The organism is Collinsella aerofaciens, assembly GCF_015670745.1.
GTDB lineage: Bacteria > Actinomycetota > Coriobacteriia > Coriobacteriales > Coriobacteriaceae > Collinsella > Collinsella aerofaciens_T.
Genome location: NZ_JADPCH010000011.1, coordinates 1 through 20,557, shown reverse-complemented (window position 1 = coordinate 20,557; position 20,557 = coordinate 1). Strand labels below are relative to the sequence as shown.

At 57.9% G+C, this 20,557-nt stretch carries 17 protein-coding genes and 3 tRNA genes; 18 read left to right on the top strand and 2 right to left on the bottom strand.

Annotation, left to right across the window (positions count from 1 at the left end):
• Window positions 1–62: 62 nt before the first annotated feature.
• A complete protein-coding gene (locus tag I4W07_RS05355; RefSeq protein ID WP_006235069.1) occupies window positions 63–236 on the bottom strand; it encodes a DUF6724 family protein in 174 nt (57 codons plus the stop codon).
• Between the two features lie 111 nt (window positions 237–347).
• On the opposite strand from I4W07_RS05355, the gene serS reads away from it, so the two are divergent.
• The 8 genes from serS to I4W07_RS05315 all read left to right on the top strand — a co-directional run bounded on the left by serS (window position 348) and on the right by I4W07_RS05315 (window position 8,456).
• Window positions 348–1,631, top strand: a complete 1,284-nt coding sequence (gene serS / locus I4W07_RS05350) for a serine--tRNA ligase (RefSeq protein ID WP_035136826.1) — start codon at window positions 348–350, stop codon at window positions 1,629–1,631.
• 173 nt (window positions 1,632–1,804) lie between these two features.
• On the top strand, window positions 1,805–2,182 hold the full coding sequence (locus I4W07_RS05345; RefSeq protein WP_117770522.1) for a hypothetical protein: 378 nt from the start codon (window positions 1,805–1,807) through the stop codon (window positions 2,180–2,182).
• Window positions 2,183–2,259: 77 nt separating this feature from the next.
• A tRNA-Arg gene (locus I4W07_RS05340) sits at window positions 2,260–2,336 on the top strand.
• A 353-nt stretch (window positions 2,337–2,689) separates the two neighbouring features.
• A tRNA-Arg gene (locus I4W07_RS05335) sits at window positions 2,690–2,766 on the top strand.
• A gap of 375 nt (window positions 2,767–3,141) precedes the next feature.
• Window positions 3,142–5,583 (top strand): tetratricopeptide repeat protein, encoded by a 2,442-nt coding sequence (locus I4W07_RS05330; RefSeq protein ID WP_196025857.1) that lies wholly within the window; start codon window positions 3,142–3,144, stop codon window positions 5,581–5,583.
• A 162-nt stretch (window positions 5,584–5,745) separates the two neighbouring features.
• Complete coding sequence (locus I4W07_RS05325) at window positions 5,746–6,828, top strand: AAA family ATPase (RefSeq protein ID WP_230317496.1); 1,083 nt, start codon at window positions 5,746–5,748, stop codon at window positions 6,826–6,828.
• A gap of 209 nt (window positions 6,829–7,037) precedes the next feature.
• Window positions 7,038–7,128 (top strand) — tRNA-Ser (locus I4W07_RS05320).
• Window positions 7,129–7,304: 176 nt separating this feature from the next.
• Window positions 7,305–8,456 carry a TM2 domain-containing protein gene (locus tag I4W07_RS05315; protein WP_196025856.1) on the top strand — a complete coding sequence of 384 codons (1,152 nt, stop codon included), beginning with the start codon at window positions 7,305–7,307 and terminating at the stop codon, window positions 8,454–8,456.
• A gap of 161 nt (window positions 8,457–8,617) precedes the next feature.
• Here the strand turns inward: I4W07_RS05315 and I4W07_RS05310 are convergent, their stop codons facing one another.
• A complete protein-coding gene (locus I4W07_RS05310; RefSeq protein WP_196025855.1) occupies window positions 8,618–9,958 on the bottom strand; it encodes a D-alanyl-D-alanine carboxypeptidase family protein in 1,341 nt (446 codons plus the stop codon).
• Window positions 9,959–10,155: 197 nt separating this feature from the next.
• On the opposite strand from I4W07_RS05310, the gene I4W07_RS05305 reads away from it, so the two are divergent.
• The 10 genes from I4W07_RS05305 to htpG all read left to right on the top strand — a co-directional run bounded on the left by I4W07_RS05305 (window position 10,156) and on the right by htpG (window position 20,342).
• Entirely contained in the window at window positions 10,156–10,851 is a 696-nt protein-coding gene (locus I4W07_RS05305; protein ID WP_006234805.1) for a response regulator transcription factor, read from the top strand.
• A gap of 26 nt (window positions 10,852–10,877) precedes the next feature.
• Window positions 10,878–12,116 (top strand): sensor histidine kinase, encoded by a 1,239-nt coding sequence (locus I4W07_RS05300; RefSeq protein ID WP_195521676.1) that lies wholly within the window; start codon window positions 10,878–10,880, stop codon window positions 12,114–12,116.
• Window positions 12,117–12,219: 103 nt separating this feature from the next.
• Window positions 12,220–13,095 carry a phosphate ABC transporter ATP-binding protein PstB gene (pstB, locus tag I4W07_RS05295; RefSeq protein WP_230317495.1) on the top strand — a complete coding sequence of 292 codons (876 nt, stop codon included), beginning with the start codon at window positions 12,220–12,222 and terminating at the stop codon, window positions 13,093–13,095.
• 64 nt (window positions 13,096–13,159) lie between these two features.
• The gene (locus I4W07_RS05290) at window positions 13,160–13,888 is read left to right on the top strand and encodes a response regulator transcription factor (RefSeq protein WP_050766101.1); all 729 of its coding nucleotides are present in this window, start codon (window positions 13,160–13,162) and stop codon (window positions 13,886–13,888) included.
• Between the two features lie 3 nt (window positions 13,889–13,891).
• The gene (locus tag I4W07_RS05285) at window positions 13,892–15,316 is read left to right on the top strand and encodes a sensor histidine kinase (RefSeq protein ID WP_271739757.1); all 1,425 of its coding nucleotides are present in this window, start codon (window positions 13,892–13,894) and stop codon (window positions 15,314–15,316) included.
• Window positions 15,317–15,511: 195 nt separating this feature from the next.
• Window positions 15,512–16,168, top strand: coding sequence for a YveK family protein (locus I4W07_RS05280; RefSeq protein WP_196025854.1), 657 nt, complete (start codon window positions 15,512–15,514; stop codon window positions 16,166–16,168).
• 2 nt (window positions 16,169–16,170) lie between these two features.
• Window positions 16,171–16,908, top strand: coding sequence for a CpsD/CapB family tyrosine-protein kinase (locus I4W07_RS05275; protein ID WP_055309657.1), 738 nt, complete (start codon window positions 16,171–16,173; stop codon window positions 16,906–16,908).
• A 17-nt stretch (window positions 16,909–16,925) separates the two neighbouring features.
• Entirely contained in the window at window positions 16,926–17,576 is a 651-nt protein-coding gene (locus I4W07_RS05270) for a tyrosine-protein phosphatase (protein ID WP_022094060.1), read from the top strand.
• Window positions 17,577–17,615: 39 nt separating this feature from the next.
• Window positions 17,616–18,116: a GNAT family N-acetyltransferase gene (locus I4W07_RS05265; RefSeq protein WP_196025853.1), complete on the top strand. Its 501-nt coding sequence runs from the start codon at window positions 17,616–17,618 to the stop codon at window positions 18,114–18,116.
• Between the two features lie 201 nt (window positions 18,117–18,317).
• A complete protein-coding gene (gene htpG / locus I4W07_RS05260) occupies window positions 18,318–20,342 on the top strand; it encodes a molecular chaperone HtpG (RefSeq protein WP_196025852.1) in 2,025 nt (674 codons plus the stop codon).
• Window positions 20,343–20,557: the final 215 nt, after the last annotated feature.

Sequence of the window (20,557 nt, the reverse complement as noted above, 5' to 3'; positions counted from 1 at the left end):
TGCGGGGCGCTTGCGTTTGCCCAGATAAAACCGACCAAAATAAACCTGTCCCTTTTGGCAGGTTAGTCCCAGAAGCTGTCTTCTTCATCCTCGGACTTGGGTCCGCGGTCGACGTACATCTTATGGGTACGCTTCTCCATTACAAAGGCAAGAATCGCAAATAACAGGATGCCGCCGGCGAAAAGGATGGCAAAACCGGTGCGGGTGCCAAACAAAAAGGAAAAAACTGCGTCCATTGGGTGCCTTCTTGCGTAGTTGAGTTGGGTCGTAAACGCTCATAAGTATATACTTGCCCATACATGTACAAGGTTGCAACCTAAATGGAATGTATATCGCCGGAGGATCTAATGCTTGATATCAAGTTTGTTCGCGAGAATCCCGATGCCATCGATGTCGCCATGGCTAACCGCCAGACGTCTTGGGATCGCGAGAAGTTCTTTGAGCTCGACGACGAGCGCCGTGCCGTCATCACCGAGGTCGAGGAACTCCAGGCTACGCGCAATGCCGAGTCCAAGAAGATCGGCGCCCTGATGAAGGAGGGCAAGAAGGAGGAGGCCGAGGCCGCCAAGGAGGCCGTGCGCGCCGTCAACGAGAAGATTGACGGTCTGGCCGAGCGTCGTACTGCCCTCGAGCAGGAGCAGTACGACTTCATGGCTCACCTGCCCAACATTCCTTGCGAGGCCACGCCGTACGGCAAGGACGAGGACGAGAACATCGAGCGTCGCCGCTGGGGCACCCCGCGCGAGTTCGACTTCGACTTTAAGCCGCACTGGGATCTGGGCACCGACCTCGACATTCTTGACTTCGAGCGCGGCAACAAGCTCTCCGGCAGCCGTTTCACCGTTCTCGGTGGCGCCGGTGCCCGCCTGGAGCGTGCCCTCATCAACTTCTTCCTCGATACGCACACCAGCCGTGGCTTCAAGGAGTGGTGGCCGCCTATCGTCGTCAAGCGTCAGACCATGTTTGGCACGGGCCAGCTGCCCAAGTTCGAGGACGACGCCTATCACGTCTCGGGCGACAACTTCCTGATCCCCACCGCCGAGGTCGTGCTTACCAACCTGCACGCCGGCGAGGTCCTCGATGCCGACACCCTGCCGCGCCGCTACACCGCCTTCACCCCCTGCTTCCGCGAGGAGGCCGGTTCCGCCGGTCGCGACACCCGCGGCATCATCCGTCAGCACGAGTTCGACAAGGTCGAGATGGTCAAGTTCGCTAAGCCGGAGGAGTCCGACGAGGAGCTCGAGAGCATGACCGCCGAGGCCGAGTACCTGCTGCAGCAGCTGGGCCTTCCGTATCGCGTGATTAGCCTGTGCACCGGCGACTTGGGCTTCTCTGCCCGTCAGACCTACGACGTCGAGGTTTGGCTGCCGAGCTACAACGCCTACAAGGAGATCAGCTCCTGCTCCAACTGCGGTGACTTCCAGGCTCGCCGCGCCAACATCAAGTATCGCGACCCCGAGAACTTCAAGGGTTCGCGCTACCTGCACACCCTCAATGGTTCCGGCCTGCCGGCCGGCCGCACCATGGCCGCCATTCTGGAGAACTACCAGAACGCCGACGGCACCATCACGATTCCCGAGGTTCTGCGTCCTTACATGGGCGGCCTCGAGAAGATCGAGCCGGTCGCGTAACTTGCCTGCATAGGGGATATGCAAGGTCGCTCCTTCGGGGGCGCCCTATTTCGTGCGTAGGTCCATACCATGCCGTGCGGACAGCTCAATAGAAAACACACGAACAACTGTTCTGTATACAGCCATCTACCTGCTATGCTTTTGCTAAATAAGAGCGAGAGAAAGGGGACGCGATGGAGCTGTTTGATGATCGGGTGGTTTTGTTTGAGAGCGACGAGGGCGGGGAGTACCTGCTTGTAACGTGTGAGCCGTCTGGCATGGGTGGCCTGGTGCTTCGGCAGACGAGTGAGGGTCCGTTGACCCAATGGTGTTTTGAGGAGTCGCCGCATGTGGTCGAGACCTTTGTGACGCACGAGGGGCTTGTGGCGCTGGAGCACTTCTATGGAGTTGGGACTTCCAACCAGGTCGCGCGCATGCTGAGCATCTCGTTTGCCGATTATGATTGCGCCCAGCGGGTGAGATCGCTCCTGAGAGAACTTGATGCCAAGTTTGACGTGATCGAAAAGCCAATCGATCGTACGGGGAACGGCGGTATATGCGGAGCAGCATGACAAAACTGCGTTCCACAAAAAAGTTTGAGATTGTGCTTGACTCCAATAAGCTAAAGTGGTTTTATATGTCTTGCGCTGCGGCGTTACCTCAGCTGGATAGAGGGTCTGACTACGAATCAGAACGTCATAGGTTCGAATCCTATACGCCGCACCAATCGAAATCGAAAGCCTCCGGCAACGGGGGCTTTTCTTTTACGGCGGCACCGCATGGATTCGAACCTCGGTCGAGGCGCGGGCGTCAAGAAAACGCGGAGCGTTTTTAGCCCGCGGGCGAGTCCGCCGGCAGGCGGGCGAAGCCGGTGCGGATCCGCGAAGCGGATGCGCGGAATCCTATACGCCGCACCAATTGAACTTGAAGCCTCCGGCAACGGGGGCTTTTCTTTTATGCCGCCGCTGCATGGATTCGAACCTCAGTCGAGGCGCGAGCGTCTTAATCATCACTTCGTATAATTTTCCAAATTGTCGCTTGACCCATCGAGGGGTCACGTGCATAATAATCCGTGCGTTGCGGCGTTACCTCAGCTGGATAGAGGGTCTGACTACGAATCAGAACGTCATAGGTTCGAATCCTATACGCCGCACCAATTGAGCTTTAAGCCTCCGGAAACGGAGGCTTTTCCTTTACGTAAGCACTGCATGGATTCGAACCTCGGTCGAGGCGCGAGCGTGAAGCGGACGCGGAGCGTCCGTAGCGAGCGGGCGAGCACGCCGGCAGGCGGGCGAAGCCGGTGCGGATCCGCGCAGCGGATGCGCGGAATCCTATACGCCGCACCATTTGAGATTGAAGCTCCCGGCAACGGGGGCTTTTCTTTTACGTAAGCATCGCATGGATTCGAACCTCGGTCGAGGCGCGGGCGTAAAGCGAACTATTTCCTGTCGACTCGTGTAAGATTTCGAGTAGGTGTCGCGGCCCATCCGTGACCACTCCTTCTTCAAGCGACCGATCAGGGTGATACTTCGTGGCAGAGCGTCCGACATACAAGCTCAGGTTTCTCGATCCCAAGAAGCGCTTTCCGGCGATGCCCGAGCAGCCTGCGGGGCGCTCATATGGCGTGGTCTGGAAACTCTTTGGCGAGGACCCGCATGAATCATGCTATGTCGTCGAATTCGTCGGCAAAAGCCATGTGTCGCTTTTGGGCTACGTGAGCGTTTCGGGTGAGGTCTATAAGGTGGACCGTCCCGTTAACGAAGTATCGCTGCCCGACGATCCCGACATGCAGCTGATTCTTGACGAGTCCGATTCCAACATCGGTGAGATTGCAGTCAGGGGTACCGATGGGACGATGCGCTCCCGGGCGCGAGTCATCGGCTCTCCCGAAGGCCCCATGCGCGAGCAGTCCGATCACGAGACATGGAATTCGGCCCGCTCCCTTCCTTACGGCGAGTTCATGGCGTCGATGTTCCTGCGCTACGTGATATTTGCCAACTCCGAAAGCGCTATTGCGAACACGGCGGGCGTCGACGGTCTCGATGCGGACATGCAAAACGTTGTCGACAAGATCAAGCTCGTAAAGTTGCCCGAGCCGGTCGAGGTGTTTTTGGGCTTTAACACGTCACCGCTCCCCGATGCTATCGAGACGCTGCTTTACCGCGTTGACCATGCCGAGAATCCGAGCGGTATCGAGCGCTATGCCGCCACCCTTATGAGCGAAATTGACTTGCCCCGTCTGCGCACCATTGCCGCCAAGTCCGAAATGAGCCTGGCGCGCATCGGCCGGTCAAAGCTGTTTTATCTCAATTTTGATCGTAGCTTGCTGGACCAGGACGAGATTGACATGCTGCTTGCCATCGAGTGCCGTCTCAACCGCCTCTCCGGCATCCTTGAGCGCATCGGGGCCGGATTGGTCCCTGCGGCATCCTCGCCGAGCCTTGAGGGCTGCGCGCTCTTTGATTCGTGGCATATCGCCAAGACGACCAACGATGTTCCCCGACTGCTCGATACGGCCTCGAGCGATAACCCGTGGGGCAAACCGGGTACGGTGGCTTGCCAGCCGGGCGGTGAGTGGGATGTGCGTACCCGCTTCGCGCGTATCGTCGAGGCACTTAACGTTGTCACACGGCTCGACTATACCTATCGGGCAAACGTTGCCGAGGGGATTATGCTCGTTCGGTTTGGGCAGTCTGTCGTGGATGCCATGCCGCAACGTGAATACGACGCTCAAGATGACGCCTGGCGCGAGCTGGACGAGGACACGCGCGCGGTCTGGGCCGCGGAACACGATGCGCGCGTGGCACTCACGCTTGCGGCAGCGTGTTTTGCCGCGGGCACCTGCATCACGCGCTGCTATGTGCAGATTGCTGCTCCCGACAGTGAGCAGGGCGAGCGCGTTGTCGCAACGTATTTCTTTGGGCGCGCGGCCTATCTGGCCGATTGCGTGCCTGTCGCCAAGGATCTTGAGAGCATGGACATGGACGATATGCCGTGCAAGCGTGTACTTGAGGCGTATGAGTCAACTGCTCCGGAGACGATTGAACCTGCGGAGGTTCATGCTCGTCCGCGTGATGACCATCGCACGCTTCCGCCGGCGCTGCGCGATTTGCTGCTTGCCGATACGGCTGACGAGTTGGAGGTCATGGAAGAGGACGACGACCCATACGTGGCCCGTGTTGTTGAATTGCGCGAGCAGGCAAAAGTCGACCGTACAGGTGCTTTTGAAGGCTTTTCCCGTCTTGTTGAGGAGTTGGAGGCTAAGTGCGCCGTCGCCGAGCTTTTGGCGACAGGTCCGGTTCAAACGCAGTTTTGCGATAACCAGCTGGTGCGCATGGTGCTACCGGTGTTGGAAGAAGACCGCTCTGTGCGAATCCTTCGTGCGCCCGATGCACTGTACTTTGCCCAGCACGAGATCTGCAGCTTTTACGCCGAGCAAGAGGACTTTGAACGAGCACTGCCCGAGGTGCGCCATCTTTACGATCTGGCACGCTCGTCCATGCAATCGCACTTTGCGCTCATCAACGTGCTTGCGCGTCTGGAGCGCTTTGACGAGATTATCGAGGTGGCGCGCCACGGCCTACGTATTGCCAGCGATCGTTCTGCAATCGGCTACCTGTTCTATCGCTTGGCGTTTGCCTATTGGAATTGCGATCAGCTCGACCTGGCGCTGGCTTGTTACCGTCTGGTGCCGCGCGGCGAGGAGTCGGGCAGCAGCGCGCTGGAAGAAATGCAGGGCCTTATGAACGAGATGGGCGTCAGTGAGCCTCCGACGTTCGAGGAGGCGGTCGAGACCATCCGCAAGGCTGGACTTGAGCTGCCGCCAGTGTCCGCCGTGACGAATCAGCTGGCAGATGCCGCTGTGCAACTGGTCGACAACGGCTTCTTTTTCCTGGCGCGCGGTTGCATCTTCCAAATGTGGCGTACCATGGGTAACGACGAGCTCGGCTCCCTCAACCGCTCGCTGGGGTAGGGGCGATATAGAGGGGCCGCACCGCGCTATTTGCATCGGCGCGGGCGGGAGGACCCGGCAGGATCGGTAAGGCATAAAGCCGCCGAGCCTGCTAAAACTGTTAAACTCTGCTAAAGTTGCTAAACTTTGTTAAAGTTATTAAAACTAGCAGAGGAGGGCAGAATGACGAAAGCTGTTAACCCCTTTAAGCCAACGGCGGGCATGAATCCGCCTGAGCTTATCGGACGGGACACTGTTTTGGATGACTTTGCCGAGGCTCTTGAGAATGGTCCTGGTGCCCCCGATCGACTCATGCGCATCTCGGGCGTCCGAGGCACAGGTAAAACGGTGCTCCTTAATGCATTGGGTGACCTTGCACGCAAAAAAGGATTCGAGGTCGTTGACGTTGCCTCCAATGCTGGTTTTTGCAATAGAATCCTCGAGGCTCTGCAGCGAAACGTTCGTCTTGAATCAATCTCGATTTCCCCATCGATTTTAGGGGTCAGCCTTGGCTCCATGGAGATGTCGAAGTCGGCCTCTCATCTGGGCGAGGCGATGTACGATGCTGCGAAGCGCGGTGGTCTGCTCATTACGCTCGACGAGATCCAGGATGCCTCAACTGAGGAAATGCGCGAGCTAGGCAATGAGATGCAGCTCTTGATCCGCCAAGGAGCGAATGTCGCTTTCGCTTTCGCCGGGCTGCCGACATCGGTAGATGGCGTGGTGGTGGATGATACGTTGACGTTCCTTCAGCGAGCCAAACATGTTGAACTTACTCGGCTTTCCGATTTTGAAGTTGGCGGATCGTTTGAGGATACGATGAGACGAGCGGGCAAGGAGCTCGACAAAGGTGCCGCTGAGCTATTAACAAAAGCTTCGGCAGGCTATCCCTTTATGGTCCAGCTGGTCGGATATTACGCTTGGCAGGTTGCTGCGCGCAGTGGGGCGGAGAGCGTGAGCGAAGAGGCGGCTCGTAAGGGTATCCAGGCGGCTCTTGATAGCTTTAATGCTATGGTGATTGCCCCAGCGCTGCGCAGGGTGTCGGAACGGCAGTTTCAGTATCTCGCGGCGATGGCTCAATGCGAGGGCGTCGATATCGCCAACGGCGATATTGCCAAGAAGATGGGTTTGTCGGCGAGCAAAGTTGGGTCATATCGCAAGCGTCTGATCGATGCGGGGTTGATTGAGCCCGCGGGCTATGGCCGTGTTTCGTTTGCAATTCCGTACATGCGCGATTATCTGTTGGAGACCGTTCAGGAGGACTAATAAAGAATGGGCTGTCCGCGCTGTCGCTGGGGCCGTCCTTGTATCTTTGTCTCAATCTGTAACATCTGGAGGGGATTACGGCCTGCAGATGTTACAGATTGAGATGATTGACTGAGGCGTTTACTGGTAAAAGAGAGATAAAAGAGGAAACGCCTCAAAATTCCCCTTGCCCAACTTCGGCTGTTTGGTTACTATAGAACGGCTGTTACGGAGAGCTGACCGAGAGGCCGAAGGTGCTCGCCTGCTAAGCGAGTATGCCCCAAAAGGGCATCTGGGGTTCGAATCCCCAGCTCTCCGCCAGTATGACTTTGAAGAAGGGTCCCATTTGGGGCCCTTTTTTATTATCAAGAATGGCGGCTGGGGATTAGAGTCCGAAAGGGCGTGAACATTAGGCAAACACGGGGCGCTTGAAAACGGGGAGACCCAGGCGTGCTCGTGCACCCCGGTGTGGGGTTCCTAGGGGATGGAGTAGAAATATGGTAAAGGTCGGGCTGCGTAAGCCGAATCTAAAGACATCACTCGAGGCAAGAACGACCGGCAGAGCGAAGCGCGCGGTAAAGCGGGCGATAATCCCCGGCTATGGTAAGAAGGGCATGGGGTGGATCAAAAATCCGAAGAAGGCTGCTTACAATGCCGTATACAGCAGAACGACCGTCGGAGTTGGGGATGTCGCTCGCGCCGTTGCTAAATCAGGCGCTCGGAGCTCGGCGTCAAGGACGTCCTCAATTACTGTTTCATCGCATGAAATTACACCTTTGACGAAGCCTGAACAGAAATCTCTCACTCGAGAGATTACGTCGGTTGACAGGGCGAACAAGGCGCTTTTGCTATGCTTCCTTCTTGGGTGGTCGGGCGCTCATAGGGCGTATGCACGGATGTGGGGTAGCTTCTTTCTATATCTCTTTACCTTTGGCCTTTTTGGATTTGGTTGGCTGTTTGATATTGTGACACTACTGATGAGACGCTCCGAGCTAAGGCGTCTCGGCGACAGTGATCCGACTCAACAGCAAGCGCCATGTTCTGTTGATTCTACATTCGATCGAAATGTCGCCGACTCCGGAAATTGGGAACAGCGTGGAGATGGGGAGGCTGCGGTTCGGCTAGAGTTTCAACGTAAAAACCGTGCCTATATGGAAGAAAACGGCATCGACGTGGAGATGTTTACCGAGGAAAAGGTCGCGGCGGACGCCTTGCGAACCATTGAGTCGGTATGCCCGTGCATGCTTAGGTTTGACCGAGGCGTGAGCGAAGAGGAGCCAAGCATCAGCTTTTGCTCTCCAACAAAGACGGGGAAAATGCCCAAGAATGTCGTCGAGGCCCGCATTTACCATCAGGACGTGAAGCTATTGATGGATTCCCACGGCTTCGAATTGCCGGAGTATGGTGACAGCATCAATGTCATGATTAGTTATCTAGCTGATGGGCGCATAAATAAAGTCGATATCCATGGGTTCCATAATGGCCGCTCCGTTAGTGTCTCCATTCGCAGGCGGAGCGACGATCTTGTTATGACGAGTGCGGGCACCATCGGAGAAACGGGTGCCTGGCAATCGCTGTGTCCTGGGGCAGACCCCTCAGCTGGGGATCTTTTCAGGGCCTTGACCAAGGAGGTCGAAAGGATCTACTAGCATGCCCGGTGGACCCGTTTTCAAGGTCCGAAAAGACACAGCGAAGGTAAACGGCTAGCAATGTCGCTTTGGTGATTCTGACGCATCCCGTTTAAGAGGTATTCAAAAAGAGGCGCCCCGTTGGACGCCTCTCCAATCTCAAATGTAATGTTCCCCCAGCCCTACACCTCGGGCGCCTTGGCTACGGTCTCGCTTTCTGCCGTGAGTGGGCGGTTGTCGATGCGGCGGCCCAAGCGATCGAGCTTCACGAGCAGCCATTCAATGGGATTCGGCCCCGAGCCTTCCTCGTCGGCAACCAAATCCACGACGGCAATCTTGGTGCCGTCCTGCTTGAGTGTAACGCTGCCCACCTTGTCGCCCACATGCACCGTGCCCGAAAGATCGTCGTAGCTAACCTTTTCGGTCACCTCGCCGGCAAGAGAAAACACGGTCGCTTGCGCCGTGGGATCGGCGAGCGTGGCGTCGATTGTCTTATCCGTCCAGTCGGTTTGACTAATGCGCGCCATAAGCGGGTTGCCGTTGACGGTCTTTTCTTGCGTGTTGGCGATTGCGACCGTCACCTTGTGGTCGTAGTACCAGTTGGCAAGGGTGGCGGTATCGGTAAAGCGCTGATCGGTGGTGGTGGAGTTCAAAATAACGGTGTAGATCTCGTCGCCGTCGCGGTTGTAGGCGCTCGTAAAGCAATAGCCTGCATCGTCGGTGGTGCCAGTCTTGCCACCGATGTTGCCATCTTGGCCCAGCAAATAGTTATGCGTGTCCATGGAATGCGAATGGTCGGTGCCGTCGGCGCCCGTGACCTCGATCCAGGAATCCTCGCTCGCTACGACCTCGCGGATCGTGTCGTTTTTCATGGCCTCCTGCATCATCAGCGCTACGTCGTGTGCGGTTGAGTGCATATCGCCAGCCCACTCATCAAAGTCCAGACCATGCGGGTTTTCAAAAAGCGTACCGGTGCAGCCGAGCTTCTTAGCGCGCTCGTTCATGGCCTTCACAAATGTGGCCTCGGCGTCTTTGGTCTTAGGGTCGATCTTCTTGCCCACATATTCGGCGAGCACGATGGCGGCGTCGTTGCCCGAGGGAATCATCAGGCCGCGCAGCGCCTGCTCCACGGTAAGCTTGTCGCCTTCGAGCAAGCCGGCGGTCGAATTGCCCACGGTGGCTGCGGCGTTGCTCACCGTGACCTTCTCGTCCATCTTGCAATTCTCGACGGTTAGGATTGCGGTCATGACCTTGGTGATCGAGGCAATCTTGACCTGCTCATCGGCGCCGCGCCCATAGTAGACGGTGCCGTCTTTGCCCATGACGAGGGCATTGGTCGCATCGATATCGGGCAGGTTTTCGGCCGTGATGCCGCGCGCATCGGCGGTTTTGCCGCAAACATTGTCGGTCGTGAGCACTTGGGCGCCGGCGACGGTGGGCGCGCCAGCGGCAAGGGCGATAGCGCAGACAAAGCCGGCGGCAAGCTGGGCTGAGCGCTTTGCAAAAGAGGTGAGGGACTTCACAGATTTCGCTTTCGACGGGATGGTCTCTTCTGAAACTAGAGTATATCGTTTGCCGGCGTCGGCGATCATCGCGTGCGCGCTTGGCCCACATCCGCACCCGAACGGGCACAAGGGTGCTTAAGGCCGACTTAATCACCCACGCTTGTTGTGTGTGGCGTGCGTCGCCTCAGGCATAATGGAGCGCGAGAGGAGCACGCATGAACGAGCGCATTTTGGTAGTTGATGACGAGAAGGCCATCGCCGACTTGGTTGGCATCTACCTTACAAAAGAGGGCTTTGATGTCCAGATTGCCTATAGCGGGGCCGATGCTGCCAAGGCGATTTTGGAGCAGGAGTTCGATCTGGCGCTGCTTGATGTCATGCTGCCCGATATCGATGGGTTTGAGCTGCTGCGTACGATCCGTTCCAGCCATACCTATCCCGTGATCATGCTGACGGCGCGCGATGCCCAGCAAGACAAGATCGGGGGCCTTTCGCTTGGCGCGGACGATTACGTGGTTAAGCCGTTCCGTCCGCTGGAGCTCATCGCGCGCGTGCACGCTCAGCTTCGCCGCTACACCAGCTACGGTAGCCGTGCACAGGCGGCTGAGTCGCCGACCATTCAGCTCGACGGCTTGGAGATCAACCGCGATGCTCGTTCCGTGACAGTGGACGGTTCACCGGTTCGCCTCACGCCCACCGAGTATTCAATCTTGCTGTATCTGGTCGAGCATCGCGGCAGCGTGGTGGCCGTGGAGGACCTGTTCCGCGCGGTGTGGAACGAGGACTTTATGCCCGGCTCCAACAATACGGTGATGGTGCATATTCGCCACTTGCGCGAAAAGATCGGCGACGACGCACAAAAGCCACGCTTTATCAAAAACGTCTGGGGCGTCGGCTACATCATCGAATAACGCTTTTCGCTTGTGAGGATCTTGATATGACAAAAGACGATAGGCAAGCGTTCGAGGTGCCTGATCGGCTCTTTGAATACGTGAGGTTGGTCGTCGACAACCGCGCGCTTGCAACGGTGCTGCTCTTTTTGCTGAGCCTGCTGCTGATTGGCATCGACAACATCGTCGGAATCTTGGCGGTGCTGCTTGTCGGCTTTTTGCTGATCGATCGATTTGAGATCGTGTGCCGCTGCGTGGTGATTGGCGGCGCCGCGTGGGCCATGACGTTGGCGATTGGCGCCATGGCGCTCGGCGGCATCGAAGGGCCGGTGCTGTTCGATGCCGGCTTTGTATTCAACATGCTTGGCTTTGTGCTGGCGCTTGCCGCGTGCGTGCTGTTCTTGTGTGGCCGCGCCCTGTACTACCAGGGCTACGAGCAGGGCGAGCAGCATGCCGATTGTGTGCTGGCCGCTCGTATTCAAGATCGCCTGATCGATCACCCCGACACCTGGGATAACATCGACGGCGACTTCTTGGAGGTCGAGGGCGCCCTTAACCGCGTGCGTGACCGTGAGCGCAAGGTGCAGCAAGCTCTGCGTGACGAGTCGCATCGCAAGGACGATCTGGTCACGTACTTGGCACATGACCTACGCACCCCGCTTGCCAGTGTGGTGGGCTATCTTTCGCTGCTGCAAGAGGCTCCTGAGCTGCCGGTTGAGCAACGTGCGCACTTTACGGGCGTGGCTCTCGACAAAGCGCACCGGCTCGATGCGCTCATCGAAGAGTTCTTCGATATCACGCGCTTTGACTTCCACGATATCGTGCTCACGCGCGGCTATGTTGATCTGGGGTTGCTGCTGGCTCAGGTGGCTGACGAGTTCTATCCCATCCTCAACGAGCAGCATAAGGAAGCCCAAGTTGATATTCGCGAGGACCTGACGGTGCTCGTGGATGGCGACAAGATGGCTCGCGTGTTCAACAACATCATGAAAAACGCCGTTGCCTATAGCTATGAGGGCTCGACCATCACGATCGAGGCCAGACGCCGGGACGGCGGTGGCGTGCGCGTGCGCTTTATCAATCAGGGCGATCCCATCCCTGAGGCAAAGCTCAAGGTGATCTTTGAGAAGTTCTATCGCCTGGATGCGGCGCGTGCGACCAATCGCGGCGGCGCTGGACTGGGGCTTGCCATCGCCAAGGAGATCGTATGCGCGCACGGCGGTACCGTTGCATGTGAATCGACGCCCGAACACACGATATTCACCATCGAGCTGCCCGCCGCATAGCCAGTGTGCCCTTACAAACACTTGACAATGCGCTCACGTGCATATGAGCCGCGATTCCTACTATCGATACTGCTGAATTGATATCGATGTGGAGGTATGCGGTATGACGGCTGCTGCGGCTGTGGAGCCCACGGAGCTTGAAGAACTCATGAAAGCGCAGGCCGAGGCCGCGCGCGAGCGCGAGGTTGGGGATGCGACTCGCCCCACGGCAGAGGATCTTGCCGCCTCGCCGACGCGCATCGATGTCGAGGGCCTCGACCTGTTCTATGGCGACCATCATGCGCTCAAGGACGTGAATATCAAGATCCGCGACAAGCAGATCACCTCGTTCATCGGGCCTTCGGGCTGCGGAAAGTCCACGTTGCTGCGCTGCTTTAACCGCATGAACGACGGCATCAAGGATTGCCGCATCGAGGGCAAGATTGCGCTCGATGGTCAAGATATCCTGGGCGACTACGACATCTGCCGCTTGCGCCAGCGCGTGGGCATGGTGTTCCAGCGCCCCAACCCGTTTCCCATGAGCATCTACGACAACGTCGCCTACGGTCCTCGCGGCATGGGAGTGCGCGACCGCGTCGTGCTCGACGAGCTGGTCGAGGATTCCCTTCGTCGCGCTGCGCTATGGGATGAGGTCAAGGACAAGCTCAAAGAGTCGGGTCTGGGTCTTTCGGGCGGCCAGCAGCAGCGTCTGTGCATCGCCCGCGCACTTGCCGTGCAGCCCGACATTCTGCTGATGGACGAGCCGACCTCGGCACTCGACCCTGTGTCGACGCTGGTGGTGGAGCAGCTGGCCTGCGAGCTCAAAGAGACCTGCACGCTCGTGGTCGTTACGCACAATATGCAGCAGGCGGCGCGTATCTCCGATTCGGTCGCATTCTTTTTGCTGGGTGAGCTGGTGGAGCACGCGCCCACCGCGCAACTCTTCAAGAATCCGACCGATCCGCGCACGGCGGATTATTTGACGGGGCGTTTTGGCTGATACCATCTAGTAAAGGTACCTTTAGGGTTAAGATGCGGTCATGCCGGCCGCAAAGGGGTTCAACATGATCTATTACGTCGAGGACGATGACAACATCAGGGATTTGACGGTCTATGCGCTGCGCAAGCAGGGGATTGAGGCCGAAGGCTTTTCGTGCGACGGTGAGTTTAAGGCTGCCGTGGCGCGACGGGTACCCGATGCCGTCCTGCTCGACATCATGCTGCCCGATACCGATGGCTTGGCGATTATGCGTCGACTGCGTGCCGATCGCCTGACGGCGACGGTGCCCATCATGATGCTTACCGCCAAGGATACCGAGCTCGACAAGGTGATGGCGCTCGATGGCGGTGCCGACGATTACCTGACTAAGCCGTTTTCGCTCATGGAGCTCGCCAGCCGCTGCCGCGCACTGCTGCGTCGCGGCGGCATGGTCAAACAGGCAAGCGATGTGCTCAGCGTGGGCGACATTGTGCTCTCGCCCAGCCATCGTGAGGTGACTGTTGCCGGCGAGTCGCTTAAGCTCACCCTGCGCGAGTTCGACCTGCTCGAGTACCTCATGCGCAAGCCCGGCGTGGTCTTTACCCGCGAGTCGTTGCTGCAGAGCGTGTGGGGCTGGGACTTCGACGGCGGTTCGCGCACCGTTGACGTGCACGTGCAGACGCTTCGCCAAAAACTGGGCGAGCATGCCAGCGCCATCGAGACCGTGCGCGGCGTGGGCTACCGCTTGGCCGAGCCTTCTGCCGGTGATGGTGCCGAAGGTGACGACACCGCGGCCACCGCATCGGAGGAGTAACCCGTGGTCTTCGCCCCCCAGGGAAAACATACGCTGTCGCACCGCGTTTTTGTGACGATCTTTGTCTGCGCCATGGCGGTTATCGTGGCGTTTACGGTGCTGGGTGCGTTCTTTGTGCAAAACACCTTGGCGGATGCCACGAGTACCAATCTGGCGCAGGAAACCGAGCTCATTGCTGCCGCTCTCGACGAACAGCAGGAGCCCATCCCGTTCTTGCGTAGCCTTGATCGCGAGGACTTGCGAATCACGCTGATTAACAAGGATGGATCGGTTGCCTACGACAACGAGGCGTCGCCTTCCGCACTGCCCAACCATGGCGATCGCCCCGAGGTCATCGAGGCCTTTGAGAGTGGTTTGGGTTCCGCGGAGCGCGCAAGCTCTACGCTCGACGAGATTATGCTGTATCGCGCCGTCGCCCTTGATAACGGCCAGGTTGTCCGCTTGGCGCAGGCCCAGCCTGGCGTTACGGCGATTTTGCTGTCGATGGTGGCGCCGATGCTGCTTATCGCAGCAGCGGGTGCGGTACTCTCGTTTTTTATGGCGCGCCGCGAGTCCCGTGCCATCATCGCGCCGTTGCAAGAGGTGGATTTGGACCACCCACGCCGTAGCTATGAGCACGCCTATGCCGAGATGGTCCCCATGCTTGAGCGTATCGAGTCGCAGCGCCAGGAACTCAAGCGCCAAATGGCGGTGCTAGCGGACAACGACCGTATGCGCCGCGAGTTCACGGCGAATATCACCCATGAGCTCAAGACGCCGCTTACGGCGATTTCGGGCTATGCCGAGCTCATCGCAAACGGCATGGTCGAGGGCGAGGGCGACCTGCGCAACTTTGGCGGTCGCATCTATCGTGAGGCGGGCCGCTTGGCAGCGCTTGTCAACGATATCCTTACGCTGTCTAACTTGGACGAGGCCGAGCGTGCAACTGAGGGCGAGGCGGTGCCCATTGGTTCCACGGAGCCTATTGAGCTCTCGCGTGCCATCTACGCGGTTGAGCAGCGTCTTGAACAGGTCGCCCGTCAGGCGAATGTGACGATAAGTCATGAGACCAAGCCTGTGGTCATCGAAGGCGTGTCGCGCTTGATTGACGAGCTCATCTATAATCTGGCGAGCAACGCCATCCGCTACAATCGACCCGGCGGTGCGGTTACGCTGCAGTGCGGCACCAACGACGAAGGCCATCCGTTCCTTGCGGTCGCCGACACGGGAATCGGTATCGCGCCTGAAGAACAGGGCAAGGTATTTGAGCGGTTCTATCGCGTGGACAAGAGTAGGTCCAAGGCGCGCGGCGGAACCGGTCTGGGGCTTGCCATTGTCAAGCATGCGGCCCTGTATCATCACGCCACGCTCGATCTGTCGAGCGAGTTGGGCGTGGGAACCACCATTACGGTGACGTTTCCCATACGGCAGGACGAGCCATTCGCATAGCGATACAACATAGATATTGATGCAGACGCCGCATTTGACTTTCGGGTGCGGCGTTGTTGTGCAATTTTACGATTGCTTCCGACATTTTTACAGGAGAGCCTGTTTCTTATGTATAGAGTTTGGTCTCGGTAAAAAGATGCGATAACATACGGACAGTTTTGTCAATCCGAACTGGGGAAATGAAAGGCAAGCTGCATGACCCTTCTCGAACTGTTCCAGCTGCTGAAGAAGCACCTTCAGCTGGTCATCACCCTTCCGGTGGTCTGCGCGATCGCCATGGGCATCGTGTCCTTCGTTGCGATGGACAACACCTATACCGCGACGACGAGCATGTACATTCTCGCCAAGACCGACGATAGCGGTCAGATGAGCTACAACGATCTCTCGGCGAGCCAGATGCTTTCCAACGATATTGCCACGCTGTTGGATAGCGATAGCGTTAAGAGCGGCGCCGCCAAGGAACTGGGCCTCACCGATCTGGATGACTACAAGGTGTCTGTTTCCTCCGAGACCACCACGCGTGTCATTACGCTTTCGGTTACCGGCACCGATGCCAAGGAGACGGCTGAGGTCGCAAAGGCCATAGCTAGCTCAGTGAGTACGGTCGCTCAGAACGTCGGCGCTGCCCAGAGCATCAACGTTATCGACGAGGCTAAGACCCCCGAAGCCCCCAGCGGTCCCAAGCGTATGCTGTACGTTGCTGTCGCGTTCCTCGCGGGCATCTTTATCGCAGTTGCCTATGTCGTTTTGGCAGACATGCTCAACACCCGCATTCGCGGTGCCGAAGAGGCAGAAGAGCTCCTGGGCATTCCCGTTGTTGGCCGAATTCCGGCTATGAAAGGTGGTAAATAGGCATGGCTAAGGCAAAGAACACCGATAAGCTCGTTGTACAGAATGCCGCCAAGACCCTTCTGGCCAACATCCGCTTTGCGAGCGTGGACGACCCCATTCGCACCATCACCGTTACCTCCTCGATTCCCAACGAGGGCAAGTCTACGGTTTCCATCAACCTTGCTCAGGCAATCGCCACGAGCGGCAAGTCCGTGCTCCTGGTCGAGGCCGATATGCGCCGCAGGTCCCTTTCCGATATGCTCGGCGTTCGTTCGCGCGGCGGACTCTATGCGGTCCTTTCCGAGCAGATCTCCATTGACCAGGCAATTGTCGAGACGGGTCAGAAGAACTTCTACTTCCTCGATGCTGAGCCGCATATTCCCAATCCTGCCGACATCATCGTCTCTCACCGCTTTGCCAAGCTGGTAAAGGCACTGTCCGCCAAGTTCCAGTACGTCATCTTTGATGCTCCCCCGGTCGGCACCTTCATCGATGCTGCCGAGATTGCCAGCCTGACCGACGGCACGCTGTTCGTGGTGCGCGAGGACTTCACCAAGCGCGAGGAGGCGCTCAACGCCATCGGTCAGCTTAAGAAGTCCGAGAAGGTCAAGCTCATCGGTACCGTTATGAACTACTGCGAGACCGAGACCAGCGAGTACTACTACTCCTACTACACCAAGGACGGTAAGAAGGTGAAGAAGGGCTCCGACGATCAGGGGACTTCCAAAAAGGGCATCTTCACCAACCGAGCAAACGTTTAGTTGATTAAGGCTGACCTATGCGTGACATTCATTGCCATATCTTGCCGGGTGTAGACGACGGCGCCGCCGATCTCGATGAGAGCTTGGCGATGCTCGAGGCTGCCAAGCGGGCCGGTGTAACCAGAATCGTTTGCACCCCGCACTGTCGTGATCCCTATTTTGATTACGACAAGATGTGGGATGCCTTTGAGCTGCTGCGTGATAACGCTGACGGTTTTCCGCTCCAGATGGGCTTCGAGGTCAACCATCGAAAGCTCGTTGAGCTTGGTATCGATGCCGCGGAGCACTTGCATTTCGATGGAACCAACGAGTTTCTGCTCGAGCTTTCGACGCATGCCGATGCGTATGCGTTTAGAGAGTACGAGAACACGATTTACGATTTGCAGTGCCGTGGCTACCAGGTGATCATCGCTCATCCTGAGCGCTATCGTGCGGTTCAAAAGGATGTAAGCGTGGCGGAGCGCCTGGTCGATATGGGCTGCAAGCTGCAGGCTTCGGCGGACTTTATTGCCGGCGGTCGCTTTGGTCGCGAGAAAAAGCCGGCACAGCGCCTGTTCGATCAGAACCTGTACAGCTTCATCGCGAGCGATGCCCATAACGTGGGTCATTACGATTGCCTGGCGAAGGCTCGCGCGAAGTTTAGCGTGCGCGGAGCTCATTTTCGCTAAAATCTGTCCCTAACGTTCGCATTGAATGAAGGGGCAGCCATGGATATTCAACTTAAGACGGGATGCTTTGATGACGCGGCGTTGGTGCGCCGCGTCGTTTTTATGGACGAGCAGGGCTACGAGAATGAGTTCGACCAGATCGATGAGGCTTCTGACTGCATTCATGTGACGCTCTATGTAGACGGCGAGCTCGCCGGTTGCTCGCGCGTGTTTCCCGAAGAGCTTGAGCGCGCGGCTGATGCAGAGGCTCCGGTGTCGCCGGCGTGCGACTTGGACGAAGGCGTCGCGGCGGGGGAGACCTACATTATGGGGCGCGTGGCCGTGCTGCCGAGCATGCGCCGTCGCGGTTTGGCGAGCAAGATTGTCGAGGCCAGTGATACGTGCGCGCGTGATGCCGGCGCCAAGCTCATTAAGCTGCATGCTCAGGAATACGTGCTGCCGCTCTATGCCAAGGCGGGCTACACGCAGATTGCCCCGGTGGACTACGAAGACGAGGGCCAGCCCCATGCTTGGATGGCCAAGCGCGTAGATGGCAGATAGGGACGTTCCTTTCCTGCCGGCAGTTTGGGACACTCCTCGACAATTGGCGCATGGGGTATTGCAACATACAGTTTTTCAATTCCGTATGTATATATGCGCGCTAATAGGTTATAAAATCTAAGTCTGAACATAGCAGGTCTGCGAGGCGGCTCGGGCAACCGGGCCGTTTTTGCGGACAGGGGTAGCGCGAAAGGACTGCACATGCGTCAATTTAAGACCGAGAGCAAAAAACTGCTCGACCTCATGATCAACTCCATCTACACCAATAAGGAAATCTTCCTGCGCGAGCTTATCTCCAACGCGAGCGATGCCGTCGACAAGCTCAACTTTAAGAGCCTGCAGGATTCGAGCGTCAAGCTCGACCAGAGCGACCTGGCCATTCGTGTCTCCTTTGATAAGGATGCCCGCACGATCACTATTTCGGATAACGGCATCGGTATGACCGCCGAGGAGCTCGAGCGCAATCTGGGTACCATCGCGCATTCCGGCTCCGAGGAGTTTAAGACCGAGAACGCCGAGCGGCAGGGCTCCGATGTCGATATTATCGGCCAGTTTGGCGTGGGCTTCTACTCGGCTTTTATGGTCGCCAGCCATGTGAAGGTCGTCAGCCGCGCCTATGGCGAGGACACCGCTCACGTGTGGGAGTCTGATGGTCTTGAGGGCTATACCATCGAGGACGGCGAGCGCGCCGAGCACGGTACCGATGTCATTCTGACGCTGCGTGAGAACGAGAAGCTCGACGCCGACGGCGAGGCCGAGACCTACGATCGCTTCCTGACCGAGTGGGGTCTCAAGAGCCTGATTCAGCAGTACAGCAACTATGTGCGCTACCCGATTCAGATGATGGTGTCCAAGAGCCGCCAGAAACCCAAGCCCGAGGACGCCGGCGACGATTACAAGCCCGAGTACGAGGACTACCAGGAGCTCGAGACCGTCAATTCCATGACACCGATCTGGAAGAAGCGCAGCTCCGATGTCGAGCAGAAGGACTACGACGAGTTCTACAAGTCCACGTTCCACGACTTTGACGATCCGGCGCGCACCATCAGCTTCCATGCCGAGGGCACGCTCGAGTACGATGCCCTGCTGTTTGTGCCGGGCCGCGCGCCGTTCGATCTGTACAGCAAGGATTACGAGAAGGGTCTGGCACTCTACAGCTCCAACGTCCTGATCATGGAGAAGTGCGACGACCTGCTGCCCGACTACTACAACTTTGTCCGCGGCGTCGTGGATTCCGCCGATGTGTCGCTCAACATCTCGCGTGAGACGCTGCAGCAGAACCGTCAGCTCAAGGCCATCGCCAAGCGTGTGGAAAAGAAGATCACCGCCGACCTTGAGGATATGCGTGACAACGACCGCGAGGCCTACGAGAAGTTCTTTGAGAACTTTGGCCGCGGTCTTAAGTACGGCATCTACTCGAGCTATGGCATGAAGGCCGATGAGCTCGCCGATCTGTTGCTGTTCTGGTCTGCCAAGGAACAGAAGATGATTACCCTGGCCGAGTATGCCAAGGGCATGCCCGAGGATCAGAAGGCCATCTACTACGCCGCCGGCGACTCGCGTGAGCGCTTGGCCAAGATGCCCGTGGTAAAGGGCGTGCTCGACCGCGGCTATGACGTGCTGCTGCTGACGCAGGACGTGGATGAGTTCACCTTCCAGGCTATGCGTGAGTACGTTGCCGCCGATATGCCCAAGATCTACGAGGACGATGCCGCCCGCGAGGCTGCCGAGAAGGCCGTGGCCGATGGTGCCGAGCCCGAGGTTGAGGATCGTCACCTGGAGCTCAAGAACGTCGCAACCGGTGATCTTGACCTGGCGACCGAGGACGAGAAAAAGGAGGCCGAGGACGCCACCAAGGAGAACGAGGACCTCTTTAACGCCATGAAGGAGGCACTCGGCGACAAGGTCGAGAAGGTTGCCGTCTCCGCGCGCCTGACCGATGCCCCCGCTTGCATCACCACCGAGGGCCCGCTTTCGCTCGAGATGGAGAAGGTGCTCCAGAAGGGACCCGAGGGCGCGCCCGACGGCATGCCCAAGAGCCAACGCGTGCTCGAGCTCAACGCCAAGCACCCGGTCTTTGACAAGCTTGTCGCTGCCCAGAAGGCAGGCGACGCCGACAAGATCAAGCAGTACTCCGGTCTGCTCTATGACCAGGCTTTGCTGGTCGAGGGCATTCTCCCCGAGGATCCCGTTGCCTTCGCGGCGGCTGTTTGCAACTTGATGTAGTTGGGTCGTTACGCGGTTTTACCAAACCGCGTAACAGCTCGACGCTGCCCTCAGTTCCGCCGTTCTAACGAACGGCGGACCAGTCGACGCTGCGCGGGCGCCAGAGCGACAACTTGTCATTCAAAGAGGACGGCATGACCAGAAGGTCTATGCCGTCCTCTTTTCATGCCAATTTGTTCGCTCTGGCGCCCGCTCGCTGGCATTACCAAAACATC

Excerpts from the sequence above, each read along its gene's own strand:
- I4W07_RS05355 (WP_006235069.1), bottom strand. The coding sequence starts at position 236 with ATGGACGCAGTTTTTTCCTTTTTGTTTGGCACCCGCACCGGTTTTGCC.
- serS (WP_035136826.1), top strand. The coding sequence starts at position 348 with ATGCTTGATATCAAGTTTGTTCGCGAGAATCCCGATGCCATCGATGTC.
- I4W07_RS05345 (WP_117770522.1), top strand. The coding sequence starts at position 1,805 with ATGGAGCTGTTTGATGATCGGGTGGTTTTGTTTGAGAGCGACGAGGGC.
- I4W07_RS05325 (WP_230317496.1), top strand. The coding sequence starts at position 5,746 with ATGACGAAAGCTGTTAACCCCTTTAAGCCAACGGCGGGCATGAATCCG.
- I4W07_RS05315 (WP_196025856.1), top strand. The coding sequence starts at position 7,305 with ATGGTAAAGGTCGGGCTGCGTAAGCCGAATCTAAAGACATCACTCGAG.
- I4W07_RS05305 (WP_006234805.1), top strand. The coding sequence starts at position 10,156 with ATGAACGAGCGCATTTTGGTAGTTGATGACGAGAAGGCCATCGCCGAC.
- I4W07_RS05300 (WP_195521676.1), top strand. The coding sequence starts at position 10,878 with ATGACAAAAGACGATAGGCAAGCGTTCGAGGTGCCTGATCGGCTCTTT.
- pstB (WP_230317495.1), top strand. The coding sequence starts at position 12,220 with ATGACGGCTGCTGCGGCTGTGGAGCCCACGGAGCTTGAAGAACTCATG.
- I4W07_RS05290 (WP_050766101.1), top strand. The coding sequence starts at position 13,160 with ATGATCTATTACGTCGAGGACGATGACAACATCAGGGATTTGACGGTC.
- I4W07_RS05280 (WP_196025854.1), top strand. The coding sequence starts at position 15,512 with ATGACCCTTCTCGAACTGTTCCAGCTGCTGAAGAAGCACCTTCAGCTG.
- I4W07_RS05275 (WP_055309657.1), top strand. The coding sequence starts at position 16,171 with ATGGCTAAGGCAAAGAACACCGATAAGCTCGTTGTACAGAATGCCGCC.
- I4W07_RS05270 (WP_022094060.1), top strand. The coding sequence starts at position 16,926 with ATGCGTGACATTCATTGCCATATCTTGCCGGGTGTAGACGACGGCGCC.
- I4W07_RS05265 (WP_196025853.1), top strand. The coding sequence starts at position 17,616 with ATGGATATTCAACTTAAGACGGGATGCTTTGATGACGCGGCGTTGGTG.
- htpG (WP_196025852.1), top strand. The coding sequence starts at position 18,318 with ATGCGTCAATTTAAGACCGAGAGCAAAAAACTGCTCGACCTCATGATC.